This is a genomic window from Actinoplanes sp. DH11 (genome assembly GCF_020873875.1).
In the GTDB taxonomy this organism is placed as follows: domain Bacteria; phylum Actinomycetota; class Actinomycetes; order Mycobacteriales; family Micromonosporaceae; genus Actinoplanes.
The window spans coordinates 189,125-204,128 of the sequence record NZ_JAHWGU010000002.1; the positions used below are offsets into that span (position 1 = coordinate 189,125).

Here is a 15,004-nt window from a genome sequence, read left to right on the forward strand (position 1 = left end):
TCCGCAGTTGCCGAAAGGCCGCTGGTGCTCCTCGCCGCCGCGCACCAGGATCGGGGCAGAGCACCAGCAGGAGGACCGTGGATGCCCGCCTCTCCCCCGCCGTCCGCCTCCGTCGTGATCATCGGTGGTGGCGTGATGGGTCTCAGCACCGCCTACCACCTGGCCCGCGCCGGGGTGCGTGACGTTGTTCTGCTCGACCGGGGCTCGCTGGGTTCCGGGTCCACCTGCAAGGCTGCCGGTGGGGTGCGCGCCCAGTTCTCCGACCCGGTCAACATCGCGCTCGGCGCGCGCAGCCTGGAGACGTTCGCCGATTTTCCGCGCCGCTTCGGGCAGGAGATCGACTTCCGCCGGGTGGGTTACCTGTTCCTGCTCGACGATCCGGCGGACGTGGCCGCGTTCGAGGCGAACGTGGCCCGGCAGAACGATCTCGGCATCCCGTCCCGCATGATCGGTGTCGCCGACGCGCGGCGGTTGTCGCCGCTGATCCGCACGGACGGGCTGCTCGCCGCGGTCTTCTCGCCGACCGACGGCCATTGCACGCCGGAGTCGGTGGTGCTGGGTTACGCCACCGCGGCGCGCCGGTTCGGTGCCACCCTGGTCCCGCACTGCGCCGCCACCGGCCTGGAGATGCGAGATCAAGAGATCACGGGGGTACGCACGGAGGCCGTCACGATCCGCACCAGCACCGTCGTCTGCGCGGCCGGGGCCTGGTCCGCCGAGGTGGGTGCGTGGGCCGGCGTGGACCTGCCGGTGACCCCGTTGCGCCGGCAAATCCTGACCACCGGACCGGTCGCCGGCCTCGACCCGGACACGCCGTTCACCATCGATTTCGGCACCACCTTCTACTTCCACGGCGAGGGCCGTGGCGTCCTGCTGGGGATGTCCGATCCGGACGAGACGCCGGGCTTCCGGACGGACCGTTCCGACGCGTGGCTGCCCCGGCTCGGCGAGGCTGTCGAGCGGCGGGCCCCGGCCCTGGCCGAGGTGGGTGTCGCGGGCGGCTGGGCCGGGCTCTACGAGATGACGCCCGACCACAACGCGCTGATCGGCCGGTCCGGCGGCTTTCTCTACGCGACCGGGTTCTCCGGGCACGGGTTCCTGATGGGACCGGCGGTCGGCGAGGTGATGCGCGACCTCTATCTGCGGCGTACGCCGTTCGCCGACGTCACCGGCCTGAGCGCGGACCGGTTCGCGGAAGCTGCCGTCCGTCCGGAACTGAACATCGTCTGACCCTGGGGAGTTACGTGTGACGAGTCTGCCGACAGCCGAGGAACTCCGCCGCCGGGCCCGGGACGCCGCCGAACAATGCGGGGTGGACCTGGACCGGATCTCCGGGGACCGGCCGGTGGTCTCGCCGGTCAACGGGGCGCCGCTGATCTCCGTACGGCTGCATTCCCGCAGCGACGCGGAGGCCGCGGTCGATCGCGCGGGTGCGGCGTTCCGGGTGTGGCGCACGGTGCCGGCGCCGGTGCGCGGTGCTCTGGTGCGTCGCTTCGGTGAGCTGCTGCGGGACCACAAGGAGGACCTGGGGACGCTCGTCGGCCTGGAGGTCGGGAAGGTCACCTCGGAGGCGCTGGGCGAGGTCCAGGAGATGATCGACATCTGCGAGTTCGCGGTCGGGCTGTCCCGGCAGCTCTACGGGCGCACGATCAGCTCGGAACGGCCCGGTCACCGTCTCGCCGAGACGTGGCATCCGCTCGGCGTGGTCGGGGTGATCAGCGCGTTCAACTTCCCGGTCGCGGTCTGGTCGTGGAACACCGCGATCGCGCTGGTCTGCGGCGACCCGGTGGTGTGGAAACCGTCCGAGCGGGCCCCGCTCTCCGCGCTCGCGTCGGCGGCCCTGCTGGACCGGGCCATCGCCGAGACGGGTGCGCCGCCGGCCCTGAGCCAGGTCCTGATCGGCGGCGCCGACCTGGGCGAGACGCTCGTCGACGCACGCGGGGTGGCGTTGCTGAGCGCCACCGGGTCGACCCGGATGGGCCGTGCCGTGGGTCCGCGGGTGGCCGACCGGTTCGGCCGTTCGCTGCTCGAACTGGGCGGCAACAACGCCGCCGTGGTGACCCCCTCCGCCGACCTGGACCTGGCGACACGGGGCATCGTGTTCGCCGCGGCGGGCACGGCCGGGCAGCGCTGCACCACGCTGCGCCGGGTGATCGCCCACGAGAGCGTGATCGACGAGGTCGCGGAGCGGGTCGCGGCCGCCTACCGGTCGCTGCCGATCGGCTCGCCACTGGACTCCGGCACGCTGGTCGGGCCACTGATCTCCGATGCCGCGTACAAGTCGATGCAGGATGCCCTGCTCGCGGCGCGGCAGCAGGGCGGCCGGGTCGTCGCCGGCGGGGCGCGCCGCCTCGCGGAGCAGGCGCCGGACGCGTTCTACGTCGAACCCGCCCTGGTCCGGATGCGCGAGCAGACCGACATCGTGCGGCAGGAGACGTTCGCCCCGATCCTCTACCTGCTCCCCTACCGGGACCTGGGCGAGGCGATCAGGTTGAACAACGACGTGCCGCAGGGCCTGTCCTCCAGCATCTTCACACGCGACCAGGCCGAGGCCGAACGGTTCCTCGCCGCCGACGGATCCGACTGCGGCATCGTCAACGTCAACATCGGCACGTCCGGCGCCGAGATCGGCGGCGCGTTCGGCGGGGAGAAGGAGACCGGCGGCGGGCGCGAGTCCGGTTCCGACGCGTGGCGCGCCTACATGCGCCGGGCCACCAACACGATCAACTATTCCGGTGAGCTGCCGCTGGCGCAGGGCGTCGAGTTCGACATCTGAGCTCGCTTGCGGCGTCAGCTGTGGTGGGGGCGCCGGGCGACCAGGACGGCGTGCGTGGTCGGCCAGGGCAGCGGCGTGCCGTGGTCGTCGGCGAGGGACGCGGTGGGCGCTATCCGGTTGTCGATCACCCAGTCGTTGCGCAGCGGGTGGGAGGCCGGGTCGAGGTCGAAGCCGGCCTCGGCCAGCAGGGTCACCCAGTCGTCGAAGGCGAGCCCGCAGAACTGTTCCCGCGTCTCGGACAGCCAGTTGTCGGTGTAGTCCTTGCGGGTCAGGAAGTCCATGGCCTGGCCGAGTTCGATCCGTACGGCGGTGGCGTCCACCGGGGTGAACGTGAACGGGAAGGCGAAGTCGACGGCGAACTGGTCGAGGCGGGCCCGGGTGGACAGCGCGCCCACGTGGGCGGTCACCTCGGCCGAGGTGAGTTCGGCCAGGTCCTTCCGGGGCTCGGCCGGGTTCGCGCCATCGTCGTCGCGCAGGGTCAGCACGACCTGGCGGTGCGGTTCGGCCGGGCCGCAGACGTCGCTGTTGATCCAGACGCCGCTGGGGACGGTGTGGTCGTGGATGCGGCGGGCGAAGGCCAGCAGGGAGTCGCGGCGCGCGCCGTACGACCAGATCTCGTGTGTGAGCGCGAAGGTCAGCGTGGTGTCGACCGAGCGGTCCGGCAGCACCGCGCCGCCGAGCACGTTGCGCTGGTAGAAATAGACGTTGGCGTTGCGGAAGAAGCCCTGCGCCTTCTTGTGCACGCACTCCTGGTAGAGGTGCCGGGCGACCTCGACACCGATCAGGTCGCTCTCGTGCAGGGCGTCGTCGCGGTCGGCCAGTTCCAGGACCGCGCCGGCGCCGCAGCCGATGTCGACGATCCGGCCGGGCTGCACGTAGCGGCGCACCGCCGACCATTTGCGCTCGGCGGCGGCGGCGAAGGCGTCCACGTAGGTGCGGTAGTCGCGGGTCGCCGTGAGCCCGCCCTCGTCGCCGACGACCGGGTCGTTGACGACCGTCCGGACCACGTCGGTGAGCTGGTAGCGGTCGAAGACGTCGGCGGTCGCCGGGTGGGCCAGCTTGCGCCACGACTCGTCACCGGCCGCCAGCCGCAGCAGCACGTCCCACGGGCGCTCCGGCACGGCCGGCAGTTCCGGGTCGGCCTCGACCGGCGCGATGCCGAAGCCGAGCTCCGCGTACAGGGCGGCGACCTGCGGCGTGGAGCACGCGACGAGGGTGTTCTCCGGTGTCAGGCCGAGGCCGGACACGACCATCACGGTCTTGAGCGTGACCTGGGCGAACCGATCGGTCGGCGCGGTGTCGAAGACCGGCACCACGACCGAGCACAGACCGGTGAGCACGCTGAACCGTTCGATGGCGGCCTCGCGGCGGTGGTACGGCACCGGGTTGCGCTTGGTGTTCTCGTGGTTGGCCGAGGTGACGGCCCACACGATCGTCCCGGCGCCCTCGTCGGCGAGCCGCTGCAGGTAGTCGGCCTGGAACTGGGTCAGCAGGTGATGACGACCGGGGAACAGCACGTATCGCGGGGTCGGCGGCATGGCCGGTGATCTTAACCAGGCACGGCACCAGGCCCGGACGGGTGGCTGCTCACTTACCGCGTGGTTAGACTACTAACCATGCGGTAAGTCACACTCGATCACCTGGAGGATCGATGACTGCTCCCGTCACTCCTGCTGTCACCCGCCGCCGCCGCTGGCCGATCGTCGTGACCCTCGTCCTCGCGCTGCCGGTCGCCGGCTGGCTCCTGCTGCGGGACACCTCACCGGTCGGGCACTTCACCAGCGCGGAAGGCCGCGATCACTACGTCGGCGCGTACCAGAAGGCCTTCGCCGCGATGGGCCGACCCGCGGACACCCTGGACGTCCGCACCGGATACGGCATCGTGCGCGCCTACCGCTACACCGCAACCAAGCCCGGGACCGGCGGCGGCAGCACGGGCCCGCCACTGCTCCTGCTGCCCGGCACCGCCTCCGGCGCGCCCGTGTGGGCCGACAACCTGCCGTCCCTGCTGCGGCTGCGGGACGTCTACCTCCTGGACCTGCTCGGCGAACCGGGCCGTTCCGTCCAGAACCGCCCCATCCGGGACCACGCGGATCAGGCGGCCTGGCTGCACGAAGTGCTCGAAGCGCTGCCGGACCCGCGGGTACACCTGGTCGGACTCTCCATCGGCGGCTGGACCGCCACCAACCTGGCCGTCCGGCAGTCCGCCGCGGTGGCCGGCCTGATCCTGATCGACCCGGCGTGCACGTTCACCGGCATCCCGTTCGAGGTCGTCGTCAGATCGCTGCCCGCCTCGGTGCGGTGGCTGCCACGAAGCTGGCGCGACAGCTTCAACAGCTGGACCGCCGGCGGCGCGCCGGTGGACGACTCCCCCGTGGCCGACATGATCGAATCAGGCATGCGTCACTACGCCATGAAACTGCCCGCCCCGCAGCAGTTCACCGACGACCAGTTGCGCTCCGTCACCGTACCCTCGCTGGTGATCCTGGCCGGCGACTCCATCATGCACGACGCCGCGGTGGCCGCGCGCAAGGCCGGTTCGACCCTGCCCGCGGCTACCGTGCTGACCTACCCGGGCGCCTCCCACGCCGTCAACGGCGAGCAACCGGACCGGATCGCCGCCGACATCGCCGCCTTCCTGGAGAGGACCGGCCGGTGACCTTCACCGTCGAGGCGCGGCGGGCACAGCTGATCGGGCTGACCATCGGGTTGATCGCCGAGCACGGGTACGCGGGCTGCTCCCTCCAGCGGATCGCCGACGCGGCCGGAGTCACCAAGGCCGCGGTGCTCTACCACTTCTCGTCGAAGGACGCGCTCGTCCGGGCCGCCTACGACCAGGTCATCGGCGCGTTGACCGGCCATGTGGGTGCGCTGGTGGACGCAGCCGCGGACGCGGGAGGCGGGGGTGCGGGGCAGGTGGCCGCCTACATCCGGGGCATGGCCGGCCACCTGGCCCGGCATCCCGACCACGTCCGCATGATCGTCGAGGCGCTCGGCGACGGCGGGGTGCCTGACCGGTCGTCGCCGGCGCGATGGCAGGCCCTGGCCGGCCTCATCGAGACGGCAGGCTGGCCGGTGGACGCCAAGACGCTGGCACTGATCATCGGCGGGGCGCTCGACGGCCTGGTGACGGAGTTCCTGAACGACCCCGACTTCGACCTGCCCGCCGGGGCCGAGGCACTGATCAGGCTGCTCCCGTTGTCAGGCGATCGGGCGGCGCATCCGCAGGCTGCTGATGTGGTCGTCGACCCGGGACATCGCCGCCCGCACGGTGGAGACCGGCTCGAAACCCCGGGACCGGTAGAAACCGATGCCGTTGCGGTCGCCGAGGAAGACGGAGACCCACATCTCCGTGCCGCCGGCCGCCCGGATCTGGTCGGTCACCCGGTCCAGCAGCAGCGTGCCGAGGCCCCGGCCGCGCTCGGCCGACTCGAGGTAGATCAGTGACACCTCGCCGGCGTCCGGGCCGGCCATGCCGCCGCCCGCCGCGCCGAGCACCCGGCCGTCCTCCTCGACGACCTGGTAGCCGAACCAGTCCGGCAGCACCGGTTCGATCTCCCGGGCCACCCGCGGCTCGTTGTAGAAGGCGCTGACGCTGCGCTCGATGTACTCCGGCGGGAGGAGGTCTCGGTAGGCGTTCCGGTAGGCCGTGGAACAAATCCGGGCGATCTCGGTCGCATCGGCTTCGACGGCGTGGCGGACAACGGCAGTCAACGATGAGCTCGGCACGCCTGCCAGCCTAGATGGGCGAAGATCGACTGCCCAGAGGGTGTTTTCAGGGCACGAGCACCACACCACCGCGTACGCCGCCGGCCGCGAGCCGCTCGTGGGCGGCGGCCGCCTCGGCGAAGGAGTACACCGCGGCCACCCGGAGCGGCAGGTCGCCGCTGTCGACCAGCTTCACCAGGTCGGCCAGCCGGGCGCCGTCCGGCTCGACCTCCAGCGCGAGGGTGCGGATGCCGCGCACCGGCTCGGGGCGCAGCGGCGGCGAGGCGGCCACGAAGCCGCCGCCGTCGCGGACCGCGTCCAGCAGGGACTCGCCGATGACCGCCAGGTCGACGACGGCGTCGAACCCGCCGGGCACCGTGCCGCCGCGCGGGACGAACGTGGCGCCCAGCGACTCGACGAACGCGCGGTCGTCGTCCCCCGCGATGCCGGTGGCGCGCAGGCCGGCGGCCCGGGCCAGGGCGAGCAGGAACCCGCCGACCTGCCCGGCCGCCCCGCTGACCAGCACGGACGAGCCGGCCGGCAGCGCCAGCAGGTCGAGGGCCTGTGCGGCGGCCAGGCCGTTGGTGGGCAGGGTCGCGGCCTCGGTGGCCGGGGTGCCGGTGGGTGCGGCGGTCAGCGCCGCGGCGTCGACGACCACGTACTCGGCGTGCGCGCCGGCGGTGGTGCGCAGCCACGGCGAGAAGCCGAGGACCTCGGCACCGGGGGCGAGGGTGGTGACGGACGGGCCGACCTCGTCGACCGTGCCGGCGACGTCCCAGCCGGGCACGTACGGCAGGGTGGTCGGCAGGGGCGCCGGGAACCGCCCGGAGCGGACCATCAGGTCGACCGGGTGCACCACGGAGGCGGCGACCCGGACTCGGACCTGGCCCGGTCCCGGTGCCGGCAGCGGCACGTCGGTCGCCACGTGCAGGACTTCCGGGCCGCCGAACTGGGTGTATCGAACTGCGCGCATCGCTGTGCCCTTCTCGTTGTCGTCGACAACCGTTCGCTGTCTTCTGTCGACAACCGTAGATAGGCTGGGCACTGCCAGGAAGTAGGTACCTGAAAGTGCCTAGGGCACCGATCACCGGGAGTGCGCCATGACGATGACCGCCCAGCAACGACGTGACCAGGCTAAACGCGACTACGACGCGTTCCTGGCGGGCTGCCCGACCCGGGAACTGCTGAGCACACTCACCGACAAGTGGGCGGCTCTGGTGATCGCCGCGCTGTCCGGTGGGCCGCAGCGGCACAGCGAGCTGGCCCACCGGATCGCGGGCGTCAGCCAGAAGATGCTGACGCAGACGCTGCGCACGCTGGAGCGCGACGGGCTGGTCACCCGGACGGTGACCGCGGCGGTGCCGGTGCGCGTGGACTACGAGCTGACGCCGCTCGGCCGCGACCTGGTGCCGGTGATGACGGCGATCAAGACGTGGGCGGAGGCGCACATGGACCGGGTCTTCGAGGCCCGCGCCAGGTTCGACACCCGGGACTGACGAGGCGAGGACGCCCGGGACTGACGAGGCGAGGACGCCCGGGACTGAGGATGCGAGGACGCCCGGGACTGAGGATGCGAGGACGCCCGGGACTGAGGATGCGAGCACGTCCGGGACTGACGGCCGGACGACGCCGGGCCGGAGGTGAGTCCGGCCCGGCGGCCGATGCGGGTCAGGAGGCGTAGGTCTCCAGTTCGGCGATCTTCGGCGTACCCGTCGAGCTGGTGATCTTGAAGGTGAGCTTGGTCAGGGACGTCGCCGGGATGCTGATCGTGCCGCCCCCGGTGCCGGACTTGAGCACCGCGCCGGTGGCGCCGTTGATCACCTGGTAGGCGCCGATCGACGAGCCCGCCGCCTCCCGGACGTTGATCTTCGAGACCTTGGTGGCGGCGCTGAACTTGATCGAGACCTCGCCGGTGGCGCCGTTCGGCGACCAGAAGGTGCCGGTCTTACCGTCGCGCACGTTGCCGTAACTGGTGCCGCTCGCCTTGCTGGAGCCGTCCGCACCGGCGGCCAGGCTCAGGTTGGTGCCGGTCGGCGCGGCGGTGGGTGCGCTGGTCGGCGTGGCGGCCGGAGCGCTGGTCGGCGCCTTCGTCGGCGAGGCGGTCGGGGCGCTGGTCGGCGCCTTGGTGGGGCTGGAGGTCGGGACGGCGGTGGGAGCCGTGGTCGGGTTGGCGGTCACCGAGCACTTGCCGTCGGAGACCTTCAGGCCGGTGCCGGCGCCGGCCGTGGCCGCGACGATGGCCGGCACGCAGCTCGCGCTGTCCAGAGTGGCCGCGTAGGGAACGGTGACGCTGGTGGTCGACGTCAGGTTCGGCCCGGCCGGCTTGTTCTCGGAGCCCGGCGCCGACCAGGTCACGTTGTCCAGGACGTTGCCGGCGACCTGCCAGGACCCGGCGGCCGAGGTGTAGAACGTGCCGAGCACGTCCTTGGAGTCCTCGAAGTAGTTGTTCTCCACCTTGGCCTTGGCACCGGCACGCGAGTTGATGCCCGACTCGTTCAGCTTCAGGTAGTGGTTGTTGAACATGTGCGCGATCCCGCCACGCAGCAACGGCGTACGCGAATCGATGTTCTCGTACTTGTTGTGGTGGTACGTGATGAAGCTGTTGCCGGTGTCGGTCTCGCTGGAACCGACCAGGCCGCCGCGGCCGGAGTTGCGCAGGATGCTGTAGGACAGCGTCACGTACTGGGTGTCGTCCTTCATGTCGAACAGGCCGTCGAAGCCTTCCGACTCGCCGCCGGACGCCTCCAGCGTGACGTGGTCGACCCAGACGTTGCGGACCGTGCTCTCCATGCTGATGGCGTCGCCGCCGTTGGAGAGCGGCGAACCCGACTTCTTGACGTTCTTCACCGTCACGTTCTGGATGACGATGTTGCGCGAGTCCCGGATGTGGATGCCCAGCTGGTCGAACGTCGCACCGCTGCCGGCACCGACGATCGTGACGTTGCTGATGCCCTTGAGCTCGATCAGCCCGGCCGCCGTGTTGCAACTCGGCCCGGAGACCTTGGTGGTGTTGCCGTGGTTGATCGTGCCCTGCACCTCGATGGTGATCGGGGTGTCGGCGGCGGCCCGGTTGCACAGCGCCGCGTGGATCTGGGTGCCGGTGGTGGCCCGGACGACCGCGCCGCCCGCACCGCCGGTGGTGCCGCCGTTCGCGGACGCGAAGCCGGAGGCCACGTTCGTCGCGGCCGACGCGTTCTCCTGGGGCAGGCCGAGGGCGATCGCGCCGCCCACGGCCGCCACTCCGGCGACCGCGGAGAGTCGCAGCACGGTTGATCGCTTCATCTGGCGTCACCTGTTTCGTCTGGGGATGAGGTCGAGACGAAACAGAGGTGGGCCGGTGGGCCGTTTTGGTTGCCCGTGACGACGTGTGACCGTCGTCACGGGCGGCGTGCGGTCAGTTCACCCGGCGGCGGTCGCCGAGCATGTCGTCGAGCGGAATGCCGGCGGCCTTGGTGGCGGTGACCGGCGCGGGCGCGTCGGCCCAGCGACGCAGCATCTCGGTGGCCGCGGCGGCGTCGCCGGGGTTCAGCCGGGAGATGTTGGCACCGTGGTTCGCGCCGGGCGCGACGTAGAGCGCGGAGTCGCGGCGGCTCGGCGTGAACCGCTCGGCACCCCACGGGTCGTTCTCGCCGTAGATGAAGAGCATCCGCTCCGAGGCGGTGCGCACCCACAGATCAACATCGATCATCGGTACGGGGTTGTGCACCCGCCGCAGCTCCTTGGGCAGCGACGAGTTCGCGGTGTAGAGACCCGGGTGGTTGCGCAGCCCGCGCAGGTGCTCGAACCGCAGGCTCGGCCAGCCCAGCTGGGCGGCGGCCTGGTAGTAGTACGGCCAGTAGTACTCCAGCGACTGGTCGGTGTAGAAGCTCCAGCCGGCCACGGCGTCGACCCACGCGTAGATCTGCTCGTCGGTCGCGGTGTCCGGCGCCGGCACGTTCGCGCAGTCCGCCTCGGTGCTGTACTGCCAGAACGCCCACACCGAGTCCAGCACGGTCATCTCGAACGAGCGGTCGGCGGTGCCGATGGTGCGGTCGAACGTCCAGCCGTTCGCGGCGGCCTCGCTCGCCAGCCGGGGCACCAGCCGGTCGCGGCGCTCGAGGGCCTCACGCTGCAGGCCGTCCAGGGTGGCCCGGCACTCCGGAGTGCTGACGGTGTCGAAGAACTTGTCGTACGCGCCGTCGGCCGGGTTGATCACGTCGTCGGGCGCGACGTAGGCGACCACGCCGTCGACGTCGTTCGGGTAGAACCGGCGGTGGTAGACCGAGGTCATGCCGCCCTTGCTGGCGCCGGTCTGGATCCAGCGGGTGTCGTAGAGGCTCTTGAACGCGGTGACGACGCGGTGCTCGTCGGTGGCCTCCTGCCAGATGGTGAGGTCCGACCAGTCGGCGTCGGCGGGACGCGACGGGGTGAAGAACCGGTGCTCCAGCGAGATCTGGTTGGCGCCGAGCAGCGCGGTCGGCTCGGTCTGCGACGGGCGCGGGGTGGCGGGGAGCCCGTACCCGTTGGTGTAGAGCACGACCGGCGCGTCGGCGGACCGGTGCAGCAGGGTGAGCCGCTGCTCGAAGGTGCCCTGTTTCGGGTGCCGGTGATCGGCGGGCTGGCGGTACGTCATGACGAAGTACCGGTAGCCGGCGCCCGGTGTCTCGGAGACGATCGTCAGGCCGGGGATCGCCCTCAGCTGGTCGAGCAGAGGGTCGTCGGCGGCATGCGCGGCGGTGGCCGGGGTGAGCACCACCAGCACGGACATGAGGACAGCGAGGATGCGTTTTCTCACGTCCGCCACCATATCGACGGACGGCGATCACGGGGAGCCCCGGAAGGGCCCCCCGCGTCGATGGGTCGGTTACCGCCGATCACGAACCGTGTCGATGCGTCAGTTGCCGCTGATGACGAACTGCGAGCCCGGCTGGGTGACGATGTTGCCGTCGGCCGAGTTGGTGATGGTGACGTTCGACAGGGTCGCGTTCCCGCGGGCGCCGCTCATCGCCAGGATGCCGGCGCCGTTGTTCGACTTGTCGATCCTCACGTTGGTGATCGCGACGTTCGGCATGTTGCCGCCGCCGTTCTTGAACTGGATGCCGTCGTAGGTGGAGTCGATGATGTCGGTGTCGCGGATCGTGACGCCGACGATGTCCTTGGTGGACGGGAAGAGCGTGATCGCCCCGAATTCCTGGTCGGAGTTCCAGAACGCTCCGCCGGTGCGGTAGAGGCCGTTGTTGGCCAGCAGCGTCGTGCCGGAGAACGGCAGCGGGCTGTGGTCGGTGGCCAGCATGATGCCCGGGTAGTTGGCGGTGTCGGAGACCAGGTTGTTCTGCGCCGAGTTGCCGTACCCGCCGTAGATCGCGATGCCGTTGGCCCGCCACGGCAGCTGGATGGTGTTGTTCAGGAAGTGGTCGTTGTGGTTGATGTCGACGTTCTGGTCCTTGACGTACGGGTTGGCCCAGATCGCCAGCGCGTCGTCACCGGTGGTCCGGAACGACGAGTTGAACACGCGCGAGTTGCTCGTACCGTTGGAGAAGTTGATCCCGTCGGCGAAGGTGTTGCGGATCCGCATGCCGGTGAACTCGACGTTGTCGCCCGGGTTCCAGTAGGCGGGGGTGTCGGAGTAGTCGCGGCCCACCCAGGCGCCGACGTTGACGTGCTCGATCCACAGGTTGCTGATCTTCGTGTTCCTACCGAACCGCCCGTTCAGGGCGTGACCGCGGTTGGCCCGGTTCTGCGTGTTGCCGAAGATCGCCAGGTCGGAGATCTGAGTGTTGTCGTCGATGTCGAAGCCGACGTTGCCCTCGTGCGGGTGGTTGATGTTGCCGACGACCTGGTGCGGCTGGGTGTCGGAGTAGAGCCGGGTGTGCCACATGCCGGCGCCGCGGATCACGACGTTGCGCAGGCCCTTCTGGTTCCACTGCCCGCGGGCCGGGTCCGGCGAGAGGATCTTCTGTTCCTGCCGCCACTGACCGGCCGGGATCCAGACGCAGGAGATCACGCCGTTCTCGTCGTCGGTGACGGCGCGCTGAATGGCGGCCGTGTCGTCGAGCCCGTCGTTCGGGACCGCGCCGTACTGGGTGATCGAGGTGCACCCGGCCGGCGGTGACGCGGCCGGCGCGACCTGCTCCAGGTCGACCAGGTCGATGACGTAGAACGCCGCGGTGTCGCCGGCGTCGCGCTGCAACTTGAACCGGGTGCCGGCCGGGTACGACTGGCTGAGCAGCGCGTTCGACTCGTCGAAGAGCCGCCGCGCGTCCGGGCCGGGCGTGTTGGACAGCGACTCGGTGTCGTCGGTGGTGCCGTAGAGCCAGCTGTTGCGCGACGACAGGGTCAGCTTGCGGTGGAAGACGTCGTTGACGTACAGGCTGATCGTCGCGTCCTGGCCGCCGCCGTTCGCGGCGTCCGGGATCGAGTTGCGCACCACGATGGAGTTCGCCTGGTTCGTGGACGTGAACTCGACGAACTGCCCGGTGCTGCTGAGCCGCACCGACTGCCGGCCGGACGACTCGGTGCCGAAGTTGGTGTGGCCGAACGTGCGCAGCGGGTCGGCCTGCACCAGGGTGCCCTGGTAGCGGGCGGCCTCCGCCTCGTACTCGGTGTACGGCACCGCGGCACCGCGACCGACCACGATCGCCTTGGTCAGGGTGTTGTTGGACTCGTTGGTCTCGGTGACCGCGCCCGCCGAGTCGGCCGTCGCGGTGGCGGTGGCGCCGCCACTGGTCGCGGTCCAGGTCCCGCCGATGCTGACCGTGGCGGTCGCGCCGGCCGCGATCGCCGGGGTGGCGCCGGTCAGCGTGCTGCTGCCGACGGCGAGCCGGGTGGTGCTGGCACCGGCCGCGCTGGTACCCCGGTTGGCGACCGCCACGGTGAAGCCGACCGCCGCACCGGAGGCCGGGTTCGCCGGGTTCGTGGTAATCGCGGTGACCTGCAGGTCCGGACCCGGCGCCTGCGCCACGACCAGCGGCGTGGGCGCGGTCCAGGTGTTGTTGGCGTTGTTCTGCTCGGCGACCGTGTTCGCCGGGTCGACGACGGCGGCGACGGTGTAGCTGCCCATCGCCTTGGTGCCCACGTTCGCCGTGACGGTGGCCGAGGCGCCGGCGGCGAGCGCCGGCACGTTCGCGCTGCCGGCGACGGTGCCGCCGAGCCGGAAGTCCACCTTGGTGGCTGCCGCGGCGGCGGTGCCGGAGTTGCGCACCGTGGCGGTCAGGCTGATCGCCGAGGTCTCGCTGGGCGCGGCCGGCGTCCACGTCGTGCCGGTCACGACCAGGTCCGGGCCGGGCGCCCAGGAGCCGAGCACCTGCACCTCGGCGACCTGACCGCCGGGTGCGCCGGTGTTGGCGAAGAACTGCAGGCGTACGTCCGACGCGCGGCCGCTGACCGGCACGGTGACCGTGTTCCGGTTCGTCGCCGGGTGGAAGGCGTGGTCGGCGCGGGCCTTGAGGTCGGTGAAACCGGTGGCGGTCCCGGCCCGGCCCTGCACGGCGAAGTTCTGGGTACGCGCACCCCACGCGGCGTCCGGGTTGAGCTTCACGACGATCCCGGTCACGTCGGCGTCCGCGCCGAGCTTCACGGTCAGCGTCGACGGGAAGCCGCCGGACTCCCAGTAACTGGCGACGCTGCCGTCGTTGGCGTTGCCGGCGACGAAGGTGTGCACCGCCGACGACGCCTCGACCGGCTTGCCGGTGGCCAGGTCGGCACCGGCCGGCGGGTCGGGGTCGGGGTCCACGGGGCCGCCGGCCACGCCGTACACCTCGAGTTCGGCGAGCTGACCGGCCGGCCAGCCCGTGTTGGCGGTGATGGCAACCCGCACGTGGCGGACGGTCGCCGCCGCGAAGTTGACCGTCACGGTGTTGCCGGACGCCGGGTCGAACACCCGGCCGGCCGAGGCGGACAGCGTGCTGAACGTGGAGCCGCCGGTGCTGCCCTGCACGCCGATCGTCTGGGTACGGGTGGCCCACGCGGTCGCCGCCGGCAGCTTGAGCACCACCTGGTCGACGGCGACGGCGCTGCCTAGGTCGACCTGCACCCACTGCGGGAAGGCGTTGTTGGGGCTTTCCCAGTACGACTGCTGGTTGCCGTCGGTGACGGCGGAGGCGGGCTGGGCGCCGAGGGAGCCGCTGGCCGAGGCGGGTTTGCCGGCGGCGAGGTTGGGACCGCCGGCCGCGTGGGCGGCCGGCGGGGACATGCCGAGGACGACAAGCGCGGCCGCGAGGGCCGCGCCGATCAGGCGAGTGCTGCGTCTCATTCGGGGTCCGTCCTGTGCACGAGGGCGCGACAGTGGCTTGACCTGCGCTTCTGCCACGCCGAGGGGGATTACTCGCTGGACAGCTGGGATATTGCGGAGCACGTTGGGTAAATTTCGTGCTGCTGCCAAGTTCTTGCGGCAGCGGGCATTCAATGTTTCAGATATGTCACTGGTTCGTCAACGACGTGTACGCGCCACCGCCAGCCCACCGCGCCACCGCCAGCCCACCGCGCCACCGCCAGCCCACCGCGCCACCGCCAGCCCACCGCGCCACTGCCAGCCCGCCGCGC

Annotated in this window: 10 protein-coding genes and 1 pseudogene; 5 read left to right on the plus strand and 6 right to left on the minus strand. The window is 71.1% G+C overall.

From position 1 onward, the window contains the following. Window positions 1-81 precede the first annotated feature (81 nt). On the plus strand, window positions 82-1,230 hold the full coding sequence (locus LPA41_RS04020) for an FAD-binding oxidoreductase (RefSeq protein ID WP_229068395.1): 1,149 nt from the start codon (window positions 82-84) through the stop codon (window positions 1,228-1,230). Between the two features lie 16 nt (window positions 1,231-1,246). Beyond that, entirely contained in the window at window positions 1,247-2,776 is a 1,530-nt protein-coding gene (locus tag LPA41_RS04025) for an aldehyde dehydrogenase family protein (RefSeq protein WP_229068396.1), read from the plus strand. A gap of 14 nt (window positions 2,777-2,790) precedes the next feature. Here LPA41_RS04025 and LPA41_RS04030 read toward each other — a convergent pair whose 3' ends face one another. Further along, on the minus strand, window positions 2,791-4,314 hold the full coding sequence (locus tag LPA41_RS04030) for a class I SAM-dependent methyltransferase (RefSeq protein WP_229068398.1): 1,524 nt from the start codon (window positions 4,312-4,314) through the stop codon (window positions 2,791-2,793). A 113-nt stretch (window positions 4,315-4,427) separates the two neighbouring features. Here LPA41_RS04030 and LPA41_RS04035 point away from each other — a divergent pair, with 113 nt between their 5' ends. Both LPA41_RS04035 and LPA41_RS43190 read left to right on the plus strand, forming a co-directional pair. Continuing rightward, window positions 4,428-5,435, plus strand: coding sequence for an alpha/beta fold hydrolase (locus LPA41_RS04035; RefSeq protein WP_229068400.1), 1,008 nt, complete (start codon window positions 4,428-4,430; stop codon window positions 5,433-5,435). Further along, a pseudogene (locus LPA41_RS43190) lies at window positions 5,432-5,593 on the plus strand (TetR/AcrR family transcriptional regulator); the annotation flags it as partial. The gene LPA41_RS04035 and the pseudogene LPA41_RS43190, both read left to right, overlap by 4 nt. A 384-nt stretch (window positions 5,594-5,977) precedes the next feature. Here LPA41_RS43190 and LPA41_RS43195 read toward each other — a convergent pair. Further along, window positions 5,978-6,574: an N-acetyltransferase family protein gene (locus LPA41_RS43195; RefSeq protein WP_374238109.1), complete on the minus strand. Its 597-nt coding sequence runs from the start codon at window positions 6,572-6,574 to the stop codon at window positions 5,978-5,980. After that, the gene (locus LPA41_RS04045) at window positions 6,552-7,457 is read right to left on the minus strand and encodes an NADP-dependent oxidoreductase (protein WP_229068404.1); all 906 of its coding nucleotides are present in this window, start codon (window positions 7,455-7,457) and stop codon (window positions 6,552-6,554) included. The genes LPA41_RS43195 and LPA41_RS04045 overlap by 23 nt, the downstream gene beginning before the upstream one ends. A 127-nt stretch (window positions 7,458-7,584) precedes the next feature. On the opposite strand from LPA41_RS04045, the gene LPA41_RS04050 reads away from it, so the two are divergent. Next, entirely contained in the window at window positions 7,585-7,980 is a 396-nt protein-coding gene (locus tag LPA41_RS04050; RefSeq protein WP_229068406.1) for a helix-turn-helix domain-containing protein, read from the plus strand. A 172-nt stretch (window positions 7,981-8,152) separates the two neighbouring features. On the opposite strand, the gene LPA41_RS04055 is transcribed toward LPA41_RS04050, so the two are convergent. From LPA41_RS04055 to LPA41_RS04065, 3 genes are all read right to left on the minus strand, one after another. Next, window positions 8,153-9,766: a polysaccharide lyase family 1 protein gene (locus LPA41_RS04055; RefSeq protein ID WP_229068407.1), complete on the minus strand. Its 1,614-nt coding sequence runs from the start codon at window positions 9,764-9,766 to the stop codon at window positions 8,153-8,155. 112 nt (window positions 9,767-9,878) lie between these two features. Continuing rightward, the gene (locus LPA41_RS04060; protein WP_229068409.1) at window positions 9,879-11,258 is read right to left on the minus strand and encodes a S28 family serine protease; all 1,380 of its coding nucleotides are present in this window, start codon (window positions 11,256-11,258) and stop codon (window positions 9,879-9,881) included. 99 nt (window positions 11,259-11,357) lie between these two features. Next, the gene (locus LPA41_RS04065) at window positions 11,358-14,714 is read right to left on the minus strand and encodes a CARDB domain-containing protein (RefSeq protein WP_229068410.1); all 3,357 of its coding nucleotides are present in this window, start codon (window positions 14,712-14,714) and stop codon (window positions 11,358-11,360) included. Window positions 14,715-15,004: the final 290 nt, after the last annotated feature.